This window comes from Hyphomicrobium sp., from assembly GCF_003987855.1.
Classification (GTDB): Bacteria; Pseudomonadota; Alphaproteobacteria; order Rhizobiales; family Hyphomicrobiaceae; genus Hyphomicrobium_B.
In genome coordinates, this window is record NZ_RXIZ01000015.1 from 1 (window position 1) to 13,602 (window position 13,602).

Consider the following 13,602-nt stretch of genomic DNA (forward strand, 5'->3'; position numbering starts at 1 on the left):
GCGCGTCGACGGCGGCGAAACCAAGGTAATCTAAACTTGATGGTGAAGGGAACGTGGAACCTCGAGGCGAAGGCGGCTGAGGGTAGCGCAGACGGTAGTTTAGATTATGGGAAGGCGCGCAGTCGTATAGCTGACGATTAGATTTTCTTACAACCTTGTTTCGCCCGTCGGACCGAACCGCTCCGTCCGGATACGGCTCTCGGTGTGACCCAGCCCCACGAGTTGCTCGGCGATTTCTTCGACGAACGTCGTCGGGCCGCAGACATAAACGTCAGGATTACCCGCAGGAAAAAACTGTCTGCGGGTTAGCATCTCCCGATCAATTCTTCCACGCTCGCTGTCCCACGCAGGAGGTACAGTACGTGTCAATGTATGGGTTAGCGTGAAGTTATTGGACTGCGATGCGAGACGGTCGAGTTCAGAGCGATATATGATCTGCTCGACGCCTCGCGAGGAATAAAGCAGTCGAGCAGGCTTGGTTGCTCCTGCCGACGTACGGGAGCGCAGCATTGACATGAGCGGAACGATGCCCGAGCCGCCCGCAATGAGCAGCAATCCGTAATCGTGAGCGGCGGACCATGCAAAGTAGCCGCCGATAGGGCCACGTATCTCGATTTGGTCACCGACGCGCAGCTCGTCATGGAGAAAGCCTGACACCTCCCCATCTGGAATGGCATCGACCGTCAGCTCTATCACCGGATGCACCCCGGCGCCGGAAGCGATTGAATAGCTGCGCTGAGCGACGTACCCATCTTCAGCAGTCAAGCGCAGGTCAACATGCTGCCCGCCGAGATGGCCCGGCCAGCCGGGGACATCGAACCTGATCGTCTTGACCGTCTTTGTTTCTTCGCGGATTGCCACCACTGTAGCGAGTCGCCACTGCACGGCGGCGGTGGTCGCGCCGGTCATTGGTCGCCCTCGTAGCGTTGTTCGCGCCAGGGATCACCGCGCATATGATAGCCTCGCGATTCCCAGAAGCCTGGAGCGTCGCTCTCTCGGAAGGCAAGGCGCCGCACCCACTTCGCACTTTTCCAAAAATAAAGGTGAGGCACCAGGAGCCGCGCCGGGCCGCCGTGAGATGGGAGAAGAGGCAGATCGTCGAAGTGCGTCGCGATCATGGCGCGCGCTTCGACCAAGTCAGAGACGAGCAAGTTCGTCGTATATCCGCCGTCGCAATGAGCCATGAGAAATCCCGTCGGCGCAGAACTCAACCCAGCGGAGCGGAGCAGATCGTCAATCTTTACTCCCCGCCAGCGTGTATCGAATTTCGACCATTTCGTCACGCAGTGGATGTCCGAGGTCAACTCAGTTTGCGGGAGAGCCTCAAATTGGTCCCATGTCCATTTGCCGAGCAACGATCCTCCATGCTGAAGGGCGAGGCTCCAGCGATCGAGCTGCGTGTGCTGAGAGGGGCCAGCGGTTAGCACAGGGAATTCTGGTGTTAGGTACTGTCCCGGCGGCAACCTAAAGCGATCATCCCAACCGCCGCGACGCTTCCCTTTGAAGCCTCTGGTCACATGCAACGCGTGTACTCCTCGTCAGACGGTAAAGCCGTATCAAACGCTTCCATCACCGATTAATCCGTGCGGTCGCCATGAAGCGAAGTATAAGTTCGGCGATCTCGTCGTTCTTTTCGTCCATCGCGAAGTGACCTGCATCTAAGAGATGGACTTCAGCATCGGGCAAATCGCGTTTGAACGCCTCGCCGCCAGCGGCGATAAAAGAAGGGTCGTTCGCCCCCCAGACGACCAGAGTTGGCGGTTTGTGTTCGCGAAGCCAAGCCTGCCAGGCAGGATACGACGCGACGTTTGTGCGATAATCGTAGAGAAGAGCGGCCTGGATTTCCCTTTGGCCAGGTGCCGAAAGATGAGCGAACTCGTCAGTCCAAGTGTCGGGATTGTAAAGTTCCGGATGCGATGTTCCGGCGACGTGGCGCTGCTTCGTTGCATCGAAGGACAGAAAGGAATCGATGACCTCCGGGTGGGCCGTAGGGTTCGCCCAATACTGCCCAATCTTTGCCCATTTAGGACCGAGTCCCTCGCGATAGACATTCCCGTTTTGGACTATAAGAGCTTGCACCCTTTCTGGGTGGGCCAACATGATCCGGAAGCCCACCGGCGCTCCATAATCGTGGATGTACAGCGCGTAGCTTGTCAGTCGGAGCTTCTCCAGAAGATGATCCGTCGTCGTCGCAAGATGATCGAACGTGTATCCATATTCGGCTGGAGGCGGCGCGTCGCTGTGGCCGAAGCCAGGAAAATCAGGCGCAACCAGATGGTAGTTCATCGCCAGGAGAGGGATGAGCGCATCGAACTCACGCGAAGACGATGGAAAGCCGTGCAATAAAACAATTGTTGGTGCGTCGCTCCGACCGGCTTCGCGATAGAATATTTTGACACCGTCGATGTGTTCGTAGCGATAGGTTGTTGGCATCGTCTCGGCAATGGCTGTCAGCGGCTGGCCGAAGAAAAGTGCGGCGATACCGATCGCCGCAAATTTCAGTCTCATCGTCTTCATCCTCTCAAAGCTTTGCGTCACCGCGTTCATTTGGACGATGCGGTCCGAGAGGCAAGAAGGAGAGTAATTGATGCCGCCAAAAGGACCAGATCCTTGAGAAGAAACTGTCCCGGTAGCGCCGAAATGGCAGGGAAACCGCCGGCCGTGGCCTCGAAGACCCCAGGCGTGCTGGCGAAGAAGGTCAACGTGATCACATAGGTCGCGATCGACATTGCTGCGCCAACGGCGGAGAGGACGGGGACGAATGCTCCAGCGATCAAAGCCACAGCAGTCGACAACTCGAGAACTCCGATGACATCACTCGTGCCCTGAATTCCAAAAAGCGTCTGCATCCATCCCATAATTGGGCTGTTCGCAACGAAGGGAGCGATAGCATTCGCCTCGTAGTTCGAGAACTTCATGCCACCGAACCAGAGGAAGATCACGACTAGTGACCAACGTAATGGGGCCACGATAGAAAGTGATCCGGAATTGTGTTCGGCGACGGCGAAGCGAGCCTGTTGGGTGTTGTTCATAACATATCTCCTTGAAAGTTTTCGGTCCGGGCGTCGTCGCCCGCCATCAGGGGATACGGCCTTCCGAAATTTTTCATCAGGTCCTATCTCCGAAACCGTCACTTCCGCATTCCGAGAGGCTCGGGTGCACGTGGTCCGATGCTACGCTTTTTGGGGGTCTGCTGAGTAACGATCCGAAATTCGGCGATTGGAACGGATGGAGGAAGTCGCAGAGATCGACCGCCGCAATCGATAAGCCGGAGCCGTTTGTTGTTGCATTTTTGAACTGAAACGCCGCAATCGCGATTTGCCGGCGGGAGACCGTCATAACTAGATGCGGCGAAGAGTTTTGAAGTCGATCAAGTCCGATCATCGGTCCCCGCTTACGCGGGGACCGATGCTTATCCCGCCTATTTGCCTTTCGCCTTTTCGGCCATCTGTCGCTCTATTTCGTCCCACACGCCGTGAGGAGAAAAACCATCGCCGGCTTTGCAGGCGGTATAAGCATCGTATGATCTACGCACGGCATCAGCGAGTTCGTACCCGCTCGTCTTATCGATAAAGATCGACATCTTCATCATGTGATCCTTGAAGCCTTTGTCGCAATCATACTTTTCGGCTGAGGCCGGACCTGCAATCAGCGTCAACGCCCCTACGATGATGACAGATGTAATTAGCTTCATAAAAGGCTCCGAGTTTTTGTTGGCAACTTCGACGGTGCGCCCGCGCACGCGCGCACGGCGCTACCCTATAAAGTCGCCACCGTCTCGGAATCCGAATTGAGAGCCAATTCGTCCAAATGTGAATGAGGAGAAGTAACGCCAGTAGCCACTTTAGAATCGGCAATTATCGGGAGTCGGCGTCTGAGCTTTCCTCTTCCATTATCCAAGTGTCGTCAGCAGGTCGACTGCCCGCTCGATAGTCCGTGGGATCGACGCCGTAGATCGCCCGGAAGGCGCGTGAAAAGCTGCTACGGTTTACATAGCCGACAGCGTTGGCGACCTGCTCCACGGTCATCATTTTCGCCTCCAAAAGGTTTGCTGCACGACGCATCCTCAGTTCCCTTAGGGCAGCGAGCGGAGACACGCCCAGTACCTCAGAAAACCGAGACATAAATGCGGAGCGGCTGAGACCCGCGACCCGTGCCAATGTGTTTGTCGTATGGTTTTCGCAGGGATCGGCGATCATGGCCGCAAAGGCGCGTGCAATTTGCGGATCACTCATGATTGGAAAGCGCTGAGTCCAGAGCTTGGGCTCCTCGAACGATCTGCGCAGCACAGCCAGGATGATTTGCTTGAGCAGCGATCCGATCATGGCAGCGCGGCCTACGCGTTCGGAAGCAGTTTCATCCAGAACTGCAGCGAGACTTTGATCGATGCGATCCTCCGGATCAAACTGCTCCGCAAACGGAGCGATCAGTGTGCTGAAGATATCTATCGATTGCCCGTATAAAGTTTCAAAGTACCCGCAAATCAAGACAAGTTCAGGCCCCCCCGACCCCGCAACGATTTCGTCCACTTTTCCTTGCTCAAGCGCGCTTACATCGAAGCGCTTTGTGTTCGAGGGCGCTGGCCGGCTGATTTCGACACGTACAGGCAACATCGAGGGTACGATGACCATTGAATGAGGTGTTAAGTCGATCGGTGGAAAACCGGCTATCCTCATCGTTCCATAACCACGCACCACATAGTGGATTGCAGTCTTTCGACCGGCGGTAAACGCCAACTGCCAGCCGGGATTGATTATGCAATGAGCGAGGCCACCCATCTGAACATCGATGCCGATCATCAACTGATCAATATCCTGGGCTGCGACGGACGGCTTCGGACGTTCGGACATTTAGTTACCCTTGGCGCATAGCTTTGTTTGACACCTTCTGACTACCAAGCCAGCCTCACAGCGTGAAGTGCTCAGTGATGGCTCCGACGTTGAACCCCGACTATACGCAGCGCCCTGAACCCGATGACCTGTTCCCAGTTTTGACACGTGCACACGCACAAGCCGCGTATCTTCAATGCAGAAAACGGCCGCGCAGTTCGCGGCCGTTTTTTGGCTTTAGTGCGGATTACCCTTCGAGCTGCGAACCTCATCGTACACATAACGAGCTTAGGCGCTGCGGCCGAGAAGGATTACTTGAGATCAGCCAGCCTTCTTGAGTCCGAGCTTCCAATTCGGCCGAACGAAATGGCAGGTGTAGCCTTCCGGGTACCGCTCCAAATAGTCTTGGTGCTCTGGCTCGGCTTCCCAGAAATCGCCAACGGGCGCGACCTCTGTGACAACCTTTGCAGGCCAAATGCCCGAGTCGTTGATGTCCGCAATGGTCTGCTCGGCGATGCGCTTCTGATCCGGAGACACATAGAAGATCGCGGAGCGATAACTGAGACCTCGATCGTTGCCCTGACGGTTCAATGTTGTCGGATCGTGAATTTGGAAGAAAAACTCAAGGACGTCGCGATAACTGACTTTGTCAGCATCAAAGATTATTTCGAGCGCTTCGGCGTGGGTACCGTGGTTGCGGTAGGTCGCGTTGGGAACATCGCCGCCCGTATAGCCAACTCGGGTCGAAATCACACCATCGTATTTGCGGAGGAGATCCTGCATCCCCCAGAAGCATCCCCCAGCAAGAACCGCACGTTCTTGGTTCATCGTATTTCCTCCACTTGATGGAGATAGGCACCATATCCTTGCGCTTCCATTTCGTCACGAGGCACGAAGCGAAGAGATGCCGAATTGATGCAATAGCGCAAGCCGCCGCGATCTTTGGGACCATCGGGAAAAACATGCCCAAGGTGACTATCGCCGTGGGCGGAGCGGACCTCCGTGCGCACCATTCCGAGCGAGGTGTCTTGCAGCTCGTTTACATTCGCCGAAACGATCGGCTTTGTGAAACTAGGCCACCCACAACCGGATTCGAACTTATCAGACGATGCAAAGAGCGGCTCACCAGAAACGATATCAACGTAGATGCCAGGCGCTTTATTGCTAAGATATTTGCCGGTTCCCGGACGCTCTGTTCCGTTCTCCTGGGTAACGCGATACTGTTCGGGCGTCAGATTGGCGATGACGCTGTCGTCTTTTTTGTACTGCTCCATTTGACTTTCACCTCTCTTCGCCAGCAATCGGGGCAAAACAGCCACTCCGATAGAGACGTTTGATCTCGTATTACGAAAGAACACCGGATTCTGTTACACAAGCCGTACCTCGTCAAAGACGGCATCCCTCAAGCATACTGTTCTTATCTCGGGTCCTCGCCTCGACGGCTATTTTCATCCGCGCAGCCAGCATCCCGGCACGATACCAGCAAATTCAGAGCCAATTCAATCGGAGCGAAGTCCGCGTGCCGGTCCGCGCGATACGCGGTTTAGGACGCTCAGCAACCATTTTCGGACCCCTGGTTGGGGACCCTGAAGTACTACTGGTCCACGCCGAGGTTCGTTTGAAACGCGATTGCGCGCAAAGCCTCGGCCACCGCAGGTCAAAGGGGCATTTCATGAAAACGCATCTCGTCGCAAGCGCTCTAACGGTCGGACTGAGTGTCTCGCTGACGGCTATCTTCGCATATGGGCAAAGTGCGACGGATGCCCCAACATCGAAATCTCGGTATTTGCCTGAATACACGGCAGATGGCGATCTGATCTTGCCGAAAAACTTCCGCGAGTGGGTTTTCGTGGGGTCGCCGATTACACCGAATGGTCTCAACGGCGGACACGCCAACTTTCCTGAGTACCACAACGTTTACATCGAACCAGGCTCATACGAGATTTACAAAAAGACAAAAGTCTTTCCTGAAGGAACGATCCTCTTCAAAGAGCTTCAGCTTTCGCTGCCGGCGGAAAATCCCGATGGTTCGCGTACCGAGCCATCAGGCCGAGGCTACTTTCCTGGCGCGTTCAACGGCGCAGATGTTACCGTGAAAGATAGCAAGCGCTACGCCGATGCGGGCGGGTGGGGCTTTTATAATTTCAACCATCATGAACCGAAAGCTCCGACAGCAAAGCTGAAGCCAGTCAGCGAATGCGCTTATTGCCACCAGCAAAGTGCGAAGAAGGATGAAGTATGGACTCAGTTCTATCGACTGCTCGATGAGTGATCGCCGGTTTGCGCAAGTTGCATATTAAGGGACGTGTACCATGAAAGCGATCTATACGGCAGCTGCAGCCGGTCTCTTTATTGTCGCTGCTGGCGTCATGACGACGCTGACGCATGCTCAAGAGTCGAAGCCGGCGGAACAACTCATCGACGCGGAAGGCAATCTGAAAATTCCATCAAATTACAGGGAAACTTATCAATACCTAGGGAGCTGGAATCCTGCGGCCGACCAGCCGGGCGAAGGCAGCAAACAAGCGCATAATGTCTACGCATCGCCGGGCACTATCGAAGCGTTTCGGAAGTCGGGGAAGTTTCCTGATGGGACGGTGCTCGTAAAAGAAGTCTTCTCCACGAAGAACGATCAGATGACGACCGGGCTCGTCAGCCACGTCGACAAACTTCAGGGTTGGTTCATGATGATCAAAGAGACCAACAACAGCCATCCTGAAAATAAGCTGTGGGGCGATGGCTGGGCATGGTCGTGGTTCGACGCCGGTCAACCGAACAAAACAACCTCGAAGGATTATCAAGCCGACTGTAAGGGGTGCCACGTTCCAGCCCAGGACACGGACTGGATATACTCTTCGGGTTATCCGGCCCTCAACAACTAAGGCTATCCCGTGCGAGCTGAAGCACGCCATTTTAAACGAATTATACTTTGGCTCGCGCTCGCCGGATTCGTAACTCTGGCTCATAGCCAGGCAGCAGTGGCCGGCGAGCAGGTTATTTTGATAACTGGAACGGCGGAGGCACTATCGGCGGCACGCGCGAAAGCGCTACGACCGGGCGGCGGTGTATTTTTCCGTCAGCTTCCATTGTCGAAATCGGAAGTCTGGCGTGTTCCGGTCGCTAAACTGCCCTGGATTGAAGCAAGGCTTGGGCGGCTGGGGCTCACGTTTTCAAACGTTGCAGCGGAAGGCAGCGAGGCAACGCTGCCGACCTCGCATGATCACATGAGTGCCGGCCAGTCATCGATGCTGTCCGACGCGAAAAATTCGACGGCCATGGTCGATTGGTGTGTCGTGATCCTGCCGATACCTGAGATCATGGAATACCTCCTCACCGCAGGAGGGACAGGTAAGGCGCCCTACATCCTGGCGATAGCGCTGCGCAAAGATCTCAGGGTCCGAGCAAAACAGCTATCCGTTCGTCTCATCGACGGGGGGTATGTGTGGCATGGCGTCATCGATCCAACTGGAGAACCGGTCACGCTTATATGGCGAACTCCCTCCAAGCTTTCCGGCCAAGTCTATTGGCAACGCCATCAGTATGTTTTTCGTGATTTAGGAGCGGGCAAATTCGCGATTGTAGAAATCGATCCTAAAATGATGCCGGCCGAGCATCCGGCGATGGGCTCGATGGATTCCATGCCCGATTCCGCTTCCAAAGCTATTAGGAACGAGATTGAATCGCCCGTGCTGCCTAGACCGCCCGCTCTGCGCAAAAGCGATTTAAAAGATGCCGAGACGAGCGGAGGCAAAATCGAACTGGCCTTTGTGACGCCTCCGCCCTCGCCGACGGAGAAATCGTTGCCTCGGGTGACCATCGATGTGATGGTCGCTTACACCGCCAAGGCGGCCGCTCACTACATCGACATCAAATATGAACTCATCGACCTCGCGATCGAGGAAACCAATCAGTCGTTTATCAACAGTGGCGCCAGAAATGTACAGCTACGCCTCGTGCATACGTATCGTACGGGCTACATCGAATCCGGCACTCATTTTGATCACGTCTTTCGCCTCGCCGATAAAGGCGATGGCTACATGGATGAAGTCCACGATCTTCGAAACAAGTACCACGCGGATATCGTGGTGCTCATCGTCGATGACGCGAACGGGTGCGGGCTGGCGGCCGGTGTCGCGTCGGATGCGGAGCGTGCCTTTGCCGTTGTCCATTACGAATGTGCCGCGACTACTTACTCGCTGGCACACGAAATTGGTCACATCCTAGGTGCGCGTCACGACGTTGCGCTCGATAACGACACGATGCCGTACAGCTATGGTCACGGGTACATCTTTGGCAACAAGTGGCGGACAATTATGAGTTATGGCGAGGACTGCGGCGGGTGCCCGCGCCTTCCTCTATGGTCAAATCCATCAGTGAAAGTCGGCAGCGTTCCGGCAGGCGATCTACTCGCAAATAATGCTCGCGTAATCGAGAGGTCGGCCCTTCGCGTGGCAAGTTTTCGTTGAGCGACTCCAAACCGGCAGCGTCGTGTTGCGCTTTGCCCCTCACAAAGGCCGCGAGCGCTATCCTCAGACTCTCGAACTACCGATGCCACCAGCCCTTCAGGCGGTGGATAGAGGCAAGTCCCAGAGGGGATCTCACATTCCTCGTCACCGACTACGGCAAACCTTTCACCGATGCCGGCTTCGGTATCTGGTTCCGCGAGCGATGCGACAAGGCAGAACTGAAACAGTGCTCAGCACATGGACCGCGAAAGCTCGCGGCGACCGCTCTGGCAGAAGCGGGCGCGACTTCTCACCAACTCGTGGCGTGGTTTGGTCGGAAGTCGATCAAAGAAGCGGAGATTTACACGCGCGCGGCTGATCAAAAGAAACTCGCCGGTACCCGCGGCAAGAGTTCGAGAGAGCCAATCCGCGCTCCGCGCGAAAAAAGTAAGCACTAAGTGTGTTAGAGGAGGCCACCTTCGAACCATAGCGGCCCCCTTCTTGCTCCTCCCTAGAAATCCATGCCGGCGGCCGCGGCCGGAGCTGCGGGCGCCTTCGGCTTCTCGGCGATCATAGCTTCAGTGGTGATCAGCAGGCTGGCCACCGAGGCTGCATCCTGCAACGCGGTTCGCACGACCTTTGTCGGATCGATGACACCTTTCGCAAGGAGATCGCCGTACTCGCCAGCCTGCGCGTCATATCCCCAGGCGTAAGTGGAGTTGTCGATGATCTTCCCTGCGATAACGGATCCATCCTCTCCCGCGTTCGCTGCAATTTGACGAACCGGTGCTTGAAGCGCCCGGCGCACAATATTGACGCCGACACGTTGATCTTCGTTGCCGATAGTCAGCGCATCCAGCGCTTTGATGGCGCGCAGCAAAGCGACGCCGCCGCCCGGGAGAACGCCTTCCTCGACTGCTGCACGCGTCGCATGCAGCGCGTCATCCACACGGTCTTTCCGCTCCTTGACTTCGACTTCGGTCGCGCCGCCGACCTTGATCACAGCCACGCCACCCGCGAGTTTGGCTAAACGCTCTTGAAGCTTCTCACGATCGTAGTCGGATGTGGTTTCCTCAATCTGCTGCTTGATCTGCTTTACACGGGCATCGATCTCGGACTTGCTTCCCGCGCCATCGACGATCGTCGTGTTATCTTTATCAATCTCCACCTTCTTGGCACGGCCGAGCATGTTGAGCGTTACATTCTCGAGCTTGATGCCGAGATCTTCCGAAATCACCGTACCGCCGGTCAGAACGGCGATATCTTCAAGCATGGCCTTGCGGCGATCACCAAAGCCCGGGGCTTTCACGGCGGCAACTTTGAGGCCGCCGCGCAGCTTGTTGACGACGAGGGTTGCCAACGCCTCGCCTTCGACATCCTCGGCGATGATCACTAGGGGCTTGCCAGACTGCACGACGCCTTCAAGAACGGGGAGCAAGGGCTGCAAGCCAGATAGCTTCTTCTCGTGAATTAAGACATATGGGTCTTCGAGCTCGACCGTCATCTTTTCAGAATTGGTGACGAAGTAAGGCGAGGTGTAGCCGCGGTCGAACTGCATACCTTCGACGACCTCAAGTTCGGTATCGAGACCCTTGGCTTCCTCGACCGTAATGACACCCTCATTCCCAACCTTCTTCATAGCTTCCGCGATCATGCGGCCAACTTCGCGGTCACCGTTTGCAGAGACCGTGCCGACCTGGGCGATCTCCTCGTTCGCCGTCACCTTTTTCGAGTTCGCTTTGAGTTCGCGTACGACCGATTCAACAGCGAGGTCTATGCCGCGTTTCAGATCCATCGGGTTGGCACCGGCGGCAACGGACTTGGCCCCTTCGCGGACAATCGCTTGGGCCAGCACGGTGGCCGTCGTCGTGCCGTCACCGGCGAGGTCAGCTGTCTTGCTCGCCACCTCACGCAGCATCTGCGCGCCCATGTTTTCGAATTTGTCACTCAGTTCGATTTCCTTAGCGACCGTCACACCGTCCTTGGTGACGCGTGGCGCGCCGAAGCTTTTCTCGATGACGACATTGCGGCCTTTAGGTCCGAGTGTCACCTTGACGGCATCGGCGAGAATATCGACGCCACGCAGCATCCGCTCGCGCGCGTCGCTTGAGAATTTGACTTCCTTGGCAGACATCTTTCGGTCTCCGGACATAGGCTGTCGAGAGCGCGGCACGGCACTCTGCCGGGCGCCTCAAGCACCAGCCGAATGGAAATTGAAAAAGGCTCTTACGAAGCGACCTAAGCCGCGGCGCGCAGGTTTTTTGCAGACCCGTCGAGGACGCCGAGGATGTCGCTTTCTTTCATGATCAACAGCTCTTCGCCGTCGATCTTGACTTCGGTGCCCGACCACTTTCCGAACAGTACGCGGTCGCCAGGCTTGACATCGAGCGGATTGATTTTGCCGCTCTCATCACGCGCACCAGAACCGACGGCGACAACCTCGCCTTGCTGCGGTTTTTCCTTGGCCGTATCCGGGATGATGATGCCGCCTGCCGTCTTCTCGTCGGCGTCAATGCGGCGGACCACGACACGGTCATGCAGGGGGCGAAACGACATGGGTCTAACCTCCTTTTTTGCCCTAACCATGAAGAGTTTTTGACGTGGCGGACCTCCTTCAGGAGCGCCCGCGCACGAAAATTTTATGAAGTCGATTGGCACTGTCAAGAGCCGACTGCCAAAAAATTTGCCGAGCCCCGGCGCACGTATCTTGACGAACGGAAGCGCCATTCTAATTCGCACGCTAGGCGGCGAAACCGCTCCCGTGGACACGCCGCCTGATTCGAAAAATTTAGGACATCACTGCATTTCGAAACCAATCGCGAGGAGGTTCCTAAGATGAAACTTGGATCTCTGGTGCCCTGGCGCGAAAGACCCGAACCCGCAATCAGGGATGACGCTTATGATCCGTTCACTGCGTTTCGCCGTGACGTGGACCGGATGTTCGACAACTTCTTCTCAGACTTCGGAGTGCCGACGCTTCGGTCTGGAAGTGTTTCGATCACCCCTACGATCGATGCTACAGAGACCGACAAGGACGTCGTGATCACCGCCGAATTATCCGGCCTCGATGAGAAAGATTTCGACGTCACGCTGACCGACGATCTCTTGATAATCAAGGACGAGAAGAAAAGCGAGCATGAGGAAAGCAATGGCGGCTCGTGCTATAGAGAGCGCCGCTTTGGCTCTTTTTCGCGCTCGCTTAGGCTTCCCTTCGAGGTGAAGGATGGAAACATCGACGCGACGTACAAAAAGGGCGTCTTGACGGTCCGCGTGCCTAAGCCTGCCGAGGCCAAGGCTGAGGTGAAGCGCATTGAAGTCAAGGCCGCTTAGGGCACCGAGATCGGATGTAAGGGATGTATCCGAATGTTTCCGAGTGGGCCGCCATCATAAGCGCGTTGCTCGCGACGGTGATCTTTCTGGCGTCCGTCGTTCTTGTCTGAGTACCGATCGAGGGCCCCCCGTGGGGACCCTTTGTATTTCGATTGCCACTCCAGGCGCTCGAATATGAGCGCGGCAGCTTATCAATGTGGACCGGCGCAACTTTGCTAAATGGGCAGGAAAGTCACTGGTGGCGCCCCGAGAGGCTTTCCGGAAAAAATTTGCCGACCTCTTGACGCCCTTTTGCTCGATCCTAAATCGCCGATCGGAACGGAGCTTTAAGGCCGTTCCCTTTGCTTTGGTTGTCGCTTCGCAAAGGAGGATAGCTATGGCGACATTCGATTTTACTCCAATGTTCCGCTCGAGCATCGGCTTCGACCAGCTGCCGGATCTTCTAGCTCACGCCGCCGAGCGGGAAGCAAACGGGTATCCACCCTATAACATCGAGAAGATTGGTCCTGATGACTTCCGCATCGTGATGGCGGTCGCCGGTTTTGCGCGCGATGATCTGGAGATCATTCAGGCCGAGAACCGTCTCATCGTTAAAGGCCGGGGCAAAAACGAGGAAGCGAAAAACTTCCTTCATCGAGGACTTGCCCTTCGTCAGTTCGTTCGGGAGTTCGATCTCGCCACGTATGTGGAGGTGACTGGCGCAGAACTCGAGAATGGGCTTCTTATTATCGCACTGAGACGTGAGTTGCCCGAGAGCATGAAGCCGCGAGTCATTCCGATTGCCGGCGATGACCGAGCGGGGACATCGGCCTCGCTTCGCAGGGCTGCATAGGTGAGCTCGGAGGCGATCATGCACCCGATATCGCTTTTAAGCCGCCCCGAGATGGAAATACAAACTCTGCCACCGGCAGCAGATGGTAGCGGCGTTCTCATTAATGGTCGATTGGACAGCCTTTCCGGTCGCCCATCCTGCCGCATCTATCCGGTCGGCAGAGGTT

The 13,602-nt window shown here is 56.1% G+C and carries 16 protein-coding genes; 6 read left to right on the forward strand and 10 right to left on the reverse strand.

Annotated features, from left to right (window positions below; all coding sequences use genetic code 11):
• Nucleotides 1-147: 147 nt before the first annotated feature.
• From EKK30_RS12960 to msrB, 8 genes are all read right to left on the reverse strand, one after another.
• Nucleotides 148-909, reverse strand: a complete 762-nt coding sequence (locus tag EKK30_RS12960) for a ferredoxin reductase (RefSeq protein ID WP_290985763.1) — start codon at nt 907-909, stop codon at nt 148-150.
• Entirely contained in the window at nt 906-1,517 is a 612-nt protein-coding gene (locus tag EKK30_RS12965; protein WP_290986522.1) for a sulfite oxidase-like oxidoreductase, read from the reverse strand. The genes EKK30_RS12960 and EKK30_RS12965 overlap by 4 nt, the downstream gene beginning before the upstream one ends.
• A gap of 52 nt (nt 1,518-1,569) precedes the next feature.
• Nucleotides 1,570-2,508 (reverse strand): alpha/beta hydrolase, encoded by a 939-nt coding sequence (locus tag EKK30_RS12970; RefSeq protein WP_290985766.1) that lies wholly within the window; start codon nt 2,506-2,508, stop codon nt 1,570-1,572.
• Nucleotides 2,509-2,543: 35 nt separating this feature from the next.
• The gene (locus EKK30_RS12975) at nt 2,544-3,032 is read right to left on the reverse strand and encodes a DUF417 family protein (RefSeq protein WP_290985768.1); all 489 of its coding nucleotides are present in this window, start codon (nt 3,030-3,032) and stop codon (nt 2,544-2,546) included.
• A 389-nt stretch (nt 3,033-3,421) separates the two neighbouring features.
• Nucleotides 3,422-3,694 carry a hypothetical protein gene (locus EKK30_RS12980; protein WP_290985771.1) on the reverse strand — a complete coding sequence of 91 codons (273 nt, stop codon included), beginning with the start codon at nt 3,692-3,694 and terminating at the stop codon, nt 3,422-3,424.
• A 163-nt stretch (nt 3,695-3,857) separates the two neighbouring features.
• The gene (locus EKK30_RS12985; RefSeq protein ID WP_290985773.1) at nt 3,858-4,799 is read right to left on the reverse strand and encodes an AraC family transcriptional regulator; all 942 of its coding nucleotides are present in this window, start codon (nt 4,797-4,799) and stop codon (nt 3,858-3,860) included.
• Between the two features lie 351 nt (nt 4,800-5,150).
• Nucleotides 5,151-5,657 (reverse strand): peptide-methionine (S)-S-oxide reductase MsrA, encoded by a 507-nt coding sequence (gene msrA / locus EKK30_RS12990; protein WP_290985776.1) that lies wholly within the window; start codon nt 5,655-5,657, stop codon nt 5,151-5,153.
• The gene (gene msrB, locus EKK30_RS12995; protein ID WP_290985779.1) at nt 5,654-6,103 is read right to left on the reverse strand and encodes a peptide-methionine (R)-S-oxide reductase MsrB; all 450 of its coding nucleotides are present in this window, start codon (nt 6,101-6,103) and stop codon (nt 5,654-5,656) included. Before msrB ends, msrA begins: the two co-directional genes overlap by 4 nt.
• A gap of 398 nt (nt 6,104-6,501) precedes the next feature.
• Here msrB and EKK30_RS13000 point away from each other — a divergent pair, with 398 nt between their 5' ends.
• From EKK30_RS13000 to EKK30_RS18165, 4 genes are read left to right on the forward strand one after another with little or no spacing between them, the layout of a single operon-like run.
• Entirely contained in the window at nt 6,502-7,101 is a 600-nt protein-coding gene (locus EKK30_RS13000; RefSeq protein ID WP_290985782.1) for a cytochrome P460 family protein, read from the forward strand.
• A 40-nt stretch (nt 7,102-7,141) separates the two neighbouring features.
• On the forward strand, nt 7,142-7,711 hold the full coding sequence (locus EKK30_RS13005; RefSeq protein ID WP_290985785.1) for a cytochrome P460 family protein: 570 nt from the start codon (nt 7,142-7,144) through the stop codon (nt 7,709-7,711).
• A 9-nt stretch (nt 7,712-7,720) separates the two neighbouring features.
• Nucleotides 7,721-9,295 carry a M12 family metallo-peptidase gene (locus tag EKK30_RS13010; protein ID WP_290985788.1) on the forward strand — a complete coding sequence of 525 codons (1,575 nt, stop codon included), beginning with the start codon at nt 7,721-7,723 and terminating at the stop codon, nt 9,293-9,295.
• Between the two features lie 32 nt (nt 9,296-9,327).
• Nucleotides 9,328-9,732: a tyrosine-type recombinase/integrase gene (locus EKK30_RS18165; protein ID WP_366927353.1), complete on the forward strand. Its 405-nt coding sequence runs from the start codon at nt 9,328-9,330 to the stop codon at nt 9,730-9,732.
• 53 nt (nt 9,733-9,785) lie between these two features.
• On the opposite strand, the gene groL is transcribed toward EKK30_RS18165, so the two are convergent.
• Nucleotides 9,786-11,408, reverse strand: a complete 1,623-nt coding sequence (gene groL / locus EKK30_RS13015; RefSeq protein WP_290985791.1) for a chaperonin GroEL — start codon at nt 11,406-11,408, stop codon at nt 9,786-9,788.
• Nucleotides 11,409-11,512: 104 nt separating this feature from the next.
• Nucleotides 11,513-11,830: a co-chaperone GroES gene (gene groES, locus EKK30_RS13020; RefSeq protein WP_290985794.1), complete on the reverse strand. Its 318-nt coding sequence runs from the start codon at nt 11,828-11,830 to the stop codon at nt 11,513-11,515.
• Between the two features lie 279 nt (nt 11,831-12,109).
• On the opposite strand from groES, the gene EKK30_RS13025 reads away from it, so the two are divergent.
• Together EKK30_RS13025 and EKK30_RS13030 are read left to right on the forward strand one after the other, a co-directional pair.
• Entirely contained in the window at nt 12,110-12,604 is a 495-nt protein-coding gene (locus EKK30_RS13025) for an Hsp20/alpha crystallin family protein (RefSeq protein ID WP_290985797.1), read from the forward strand.
• Between the two features lie 376 nt (nt 12,605-12,980).
• Nucleotides 12,981-13,436 (forward strand): Hsp20 family protein, encoded by a 456-nt coding sequence (locus EKK30_RS13030; protein WP_290985799.1) that lies wholly within the window; start codon nt 12,981-12,983, stop codon nt 13,434-13,436.
• Nucleotides 13,437-13,602: the final 166 nt, after the last annotated feature.

Excerpts from the sequence above, each read along its gene's own strand:
- EKK30_RS12960 (WP_290985763.1), bottom strand. The coding sequence starts at position 909 with ATGACCGGCGCGACCACCGCCGCCGTGCAGTGGCGACTCGCTACAGTG.
- EKK30_RS13030 (WP_290985799.1), top strand. The coding sequence starts at position 12,981 with ATGGCGACATTCGATTTTACTCCAATGTTCCGCTCGAGCATCGGCTTC.
- msrA (WP_290985776.1), bottom strand. The coding sequence starts at position 5,657 with ATGAACCAAGAACGTGCGGTTCTTGCTGGGGGATGCTTCTGGGGGATG.
- groES (WP_290985794.1), bottom strand. The coding sequence starts at position 11,830 with ATGTCGTTTCGCCCCCTGCATGACCGTGTCGTGGTCCGCCGCATTGAC.
- EKK30_RS12975 (WP_290985768.1), bottom strand. The coding sequence starts at position 3,032 with ATGAACAACACCCAACAGGCTCGCTTCGCCGTCGCCGAACACAATTCC.
- EKK30_RS12980 (WP_290985771.1), bottom strand. The coding sequence starts at position 3,694 with ATGAAGCTAATTACATCTGTCATCATCGTAGGGGCGTTGACGCTGATT.
- EKK30_RS12970 (WP_290985766.1), bottom strand. The coding sequence starts at position 2,508 with ATGAGACTGAAATTTGCGGCGATCGGTATCGCCGCACTTTTCTTCGGC.
- EKK30_RS12985 (WP_290985773.1), bottom strand. The coding sequence starts at position 4,799 with ATGATCGGCATCGATGTTCAGATGGGTGGCCTCGCTCATTGCATAATC.
- EKK30_RS13000 (WP_290985782.1), top strand. The coding sequence starts at position 6,502 with ATGAAAACGCATCTCGTCGCAAGCGCTCTAACGGTCGGACTGAGTGTC.
- EKK30_RS13005 (WP_290985785.1), top strand. The coding sequence starts at position 7,142 with ATGAAAGCGATCTATACGGCAGCTGCAGCCGGTCTCTTTATTGTCGCT.
- groL (WP_290985791.1), bottom strand. The coding sequence starts at position 11,408 with ATGTCTGCCAAGGAAGTCAAATTCTCAAGCGACGCGCGCGAGCGGATG.
- EKK30_RS13025 (WP_290985797.1), top strand. The coding sequence starts at position 12,110 with ATGAAACTTGGATCTCTGGTGCCCTGGCGCGAAAGACCCGAACCCGCA.
- msrB (WP_290985779.1), bottom strand. The coding sequence starts at position 6,103 with ATGGAGCAGTACAAAAAAGACGACAGCGTCATCGCCAATCTGACGCCC.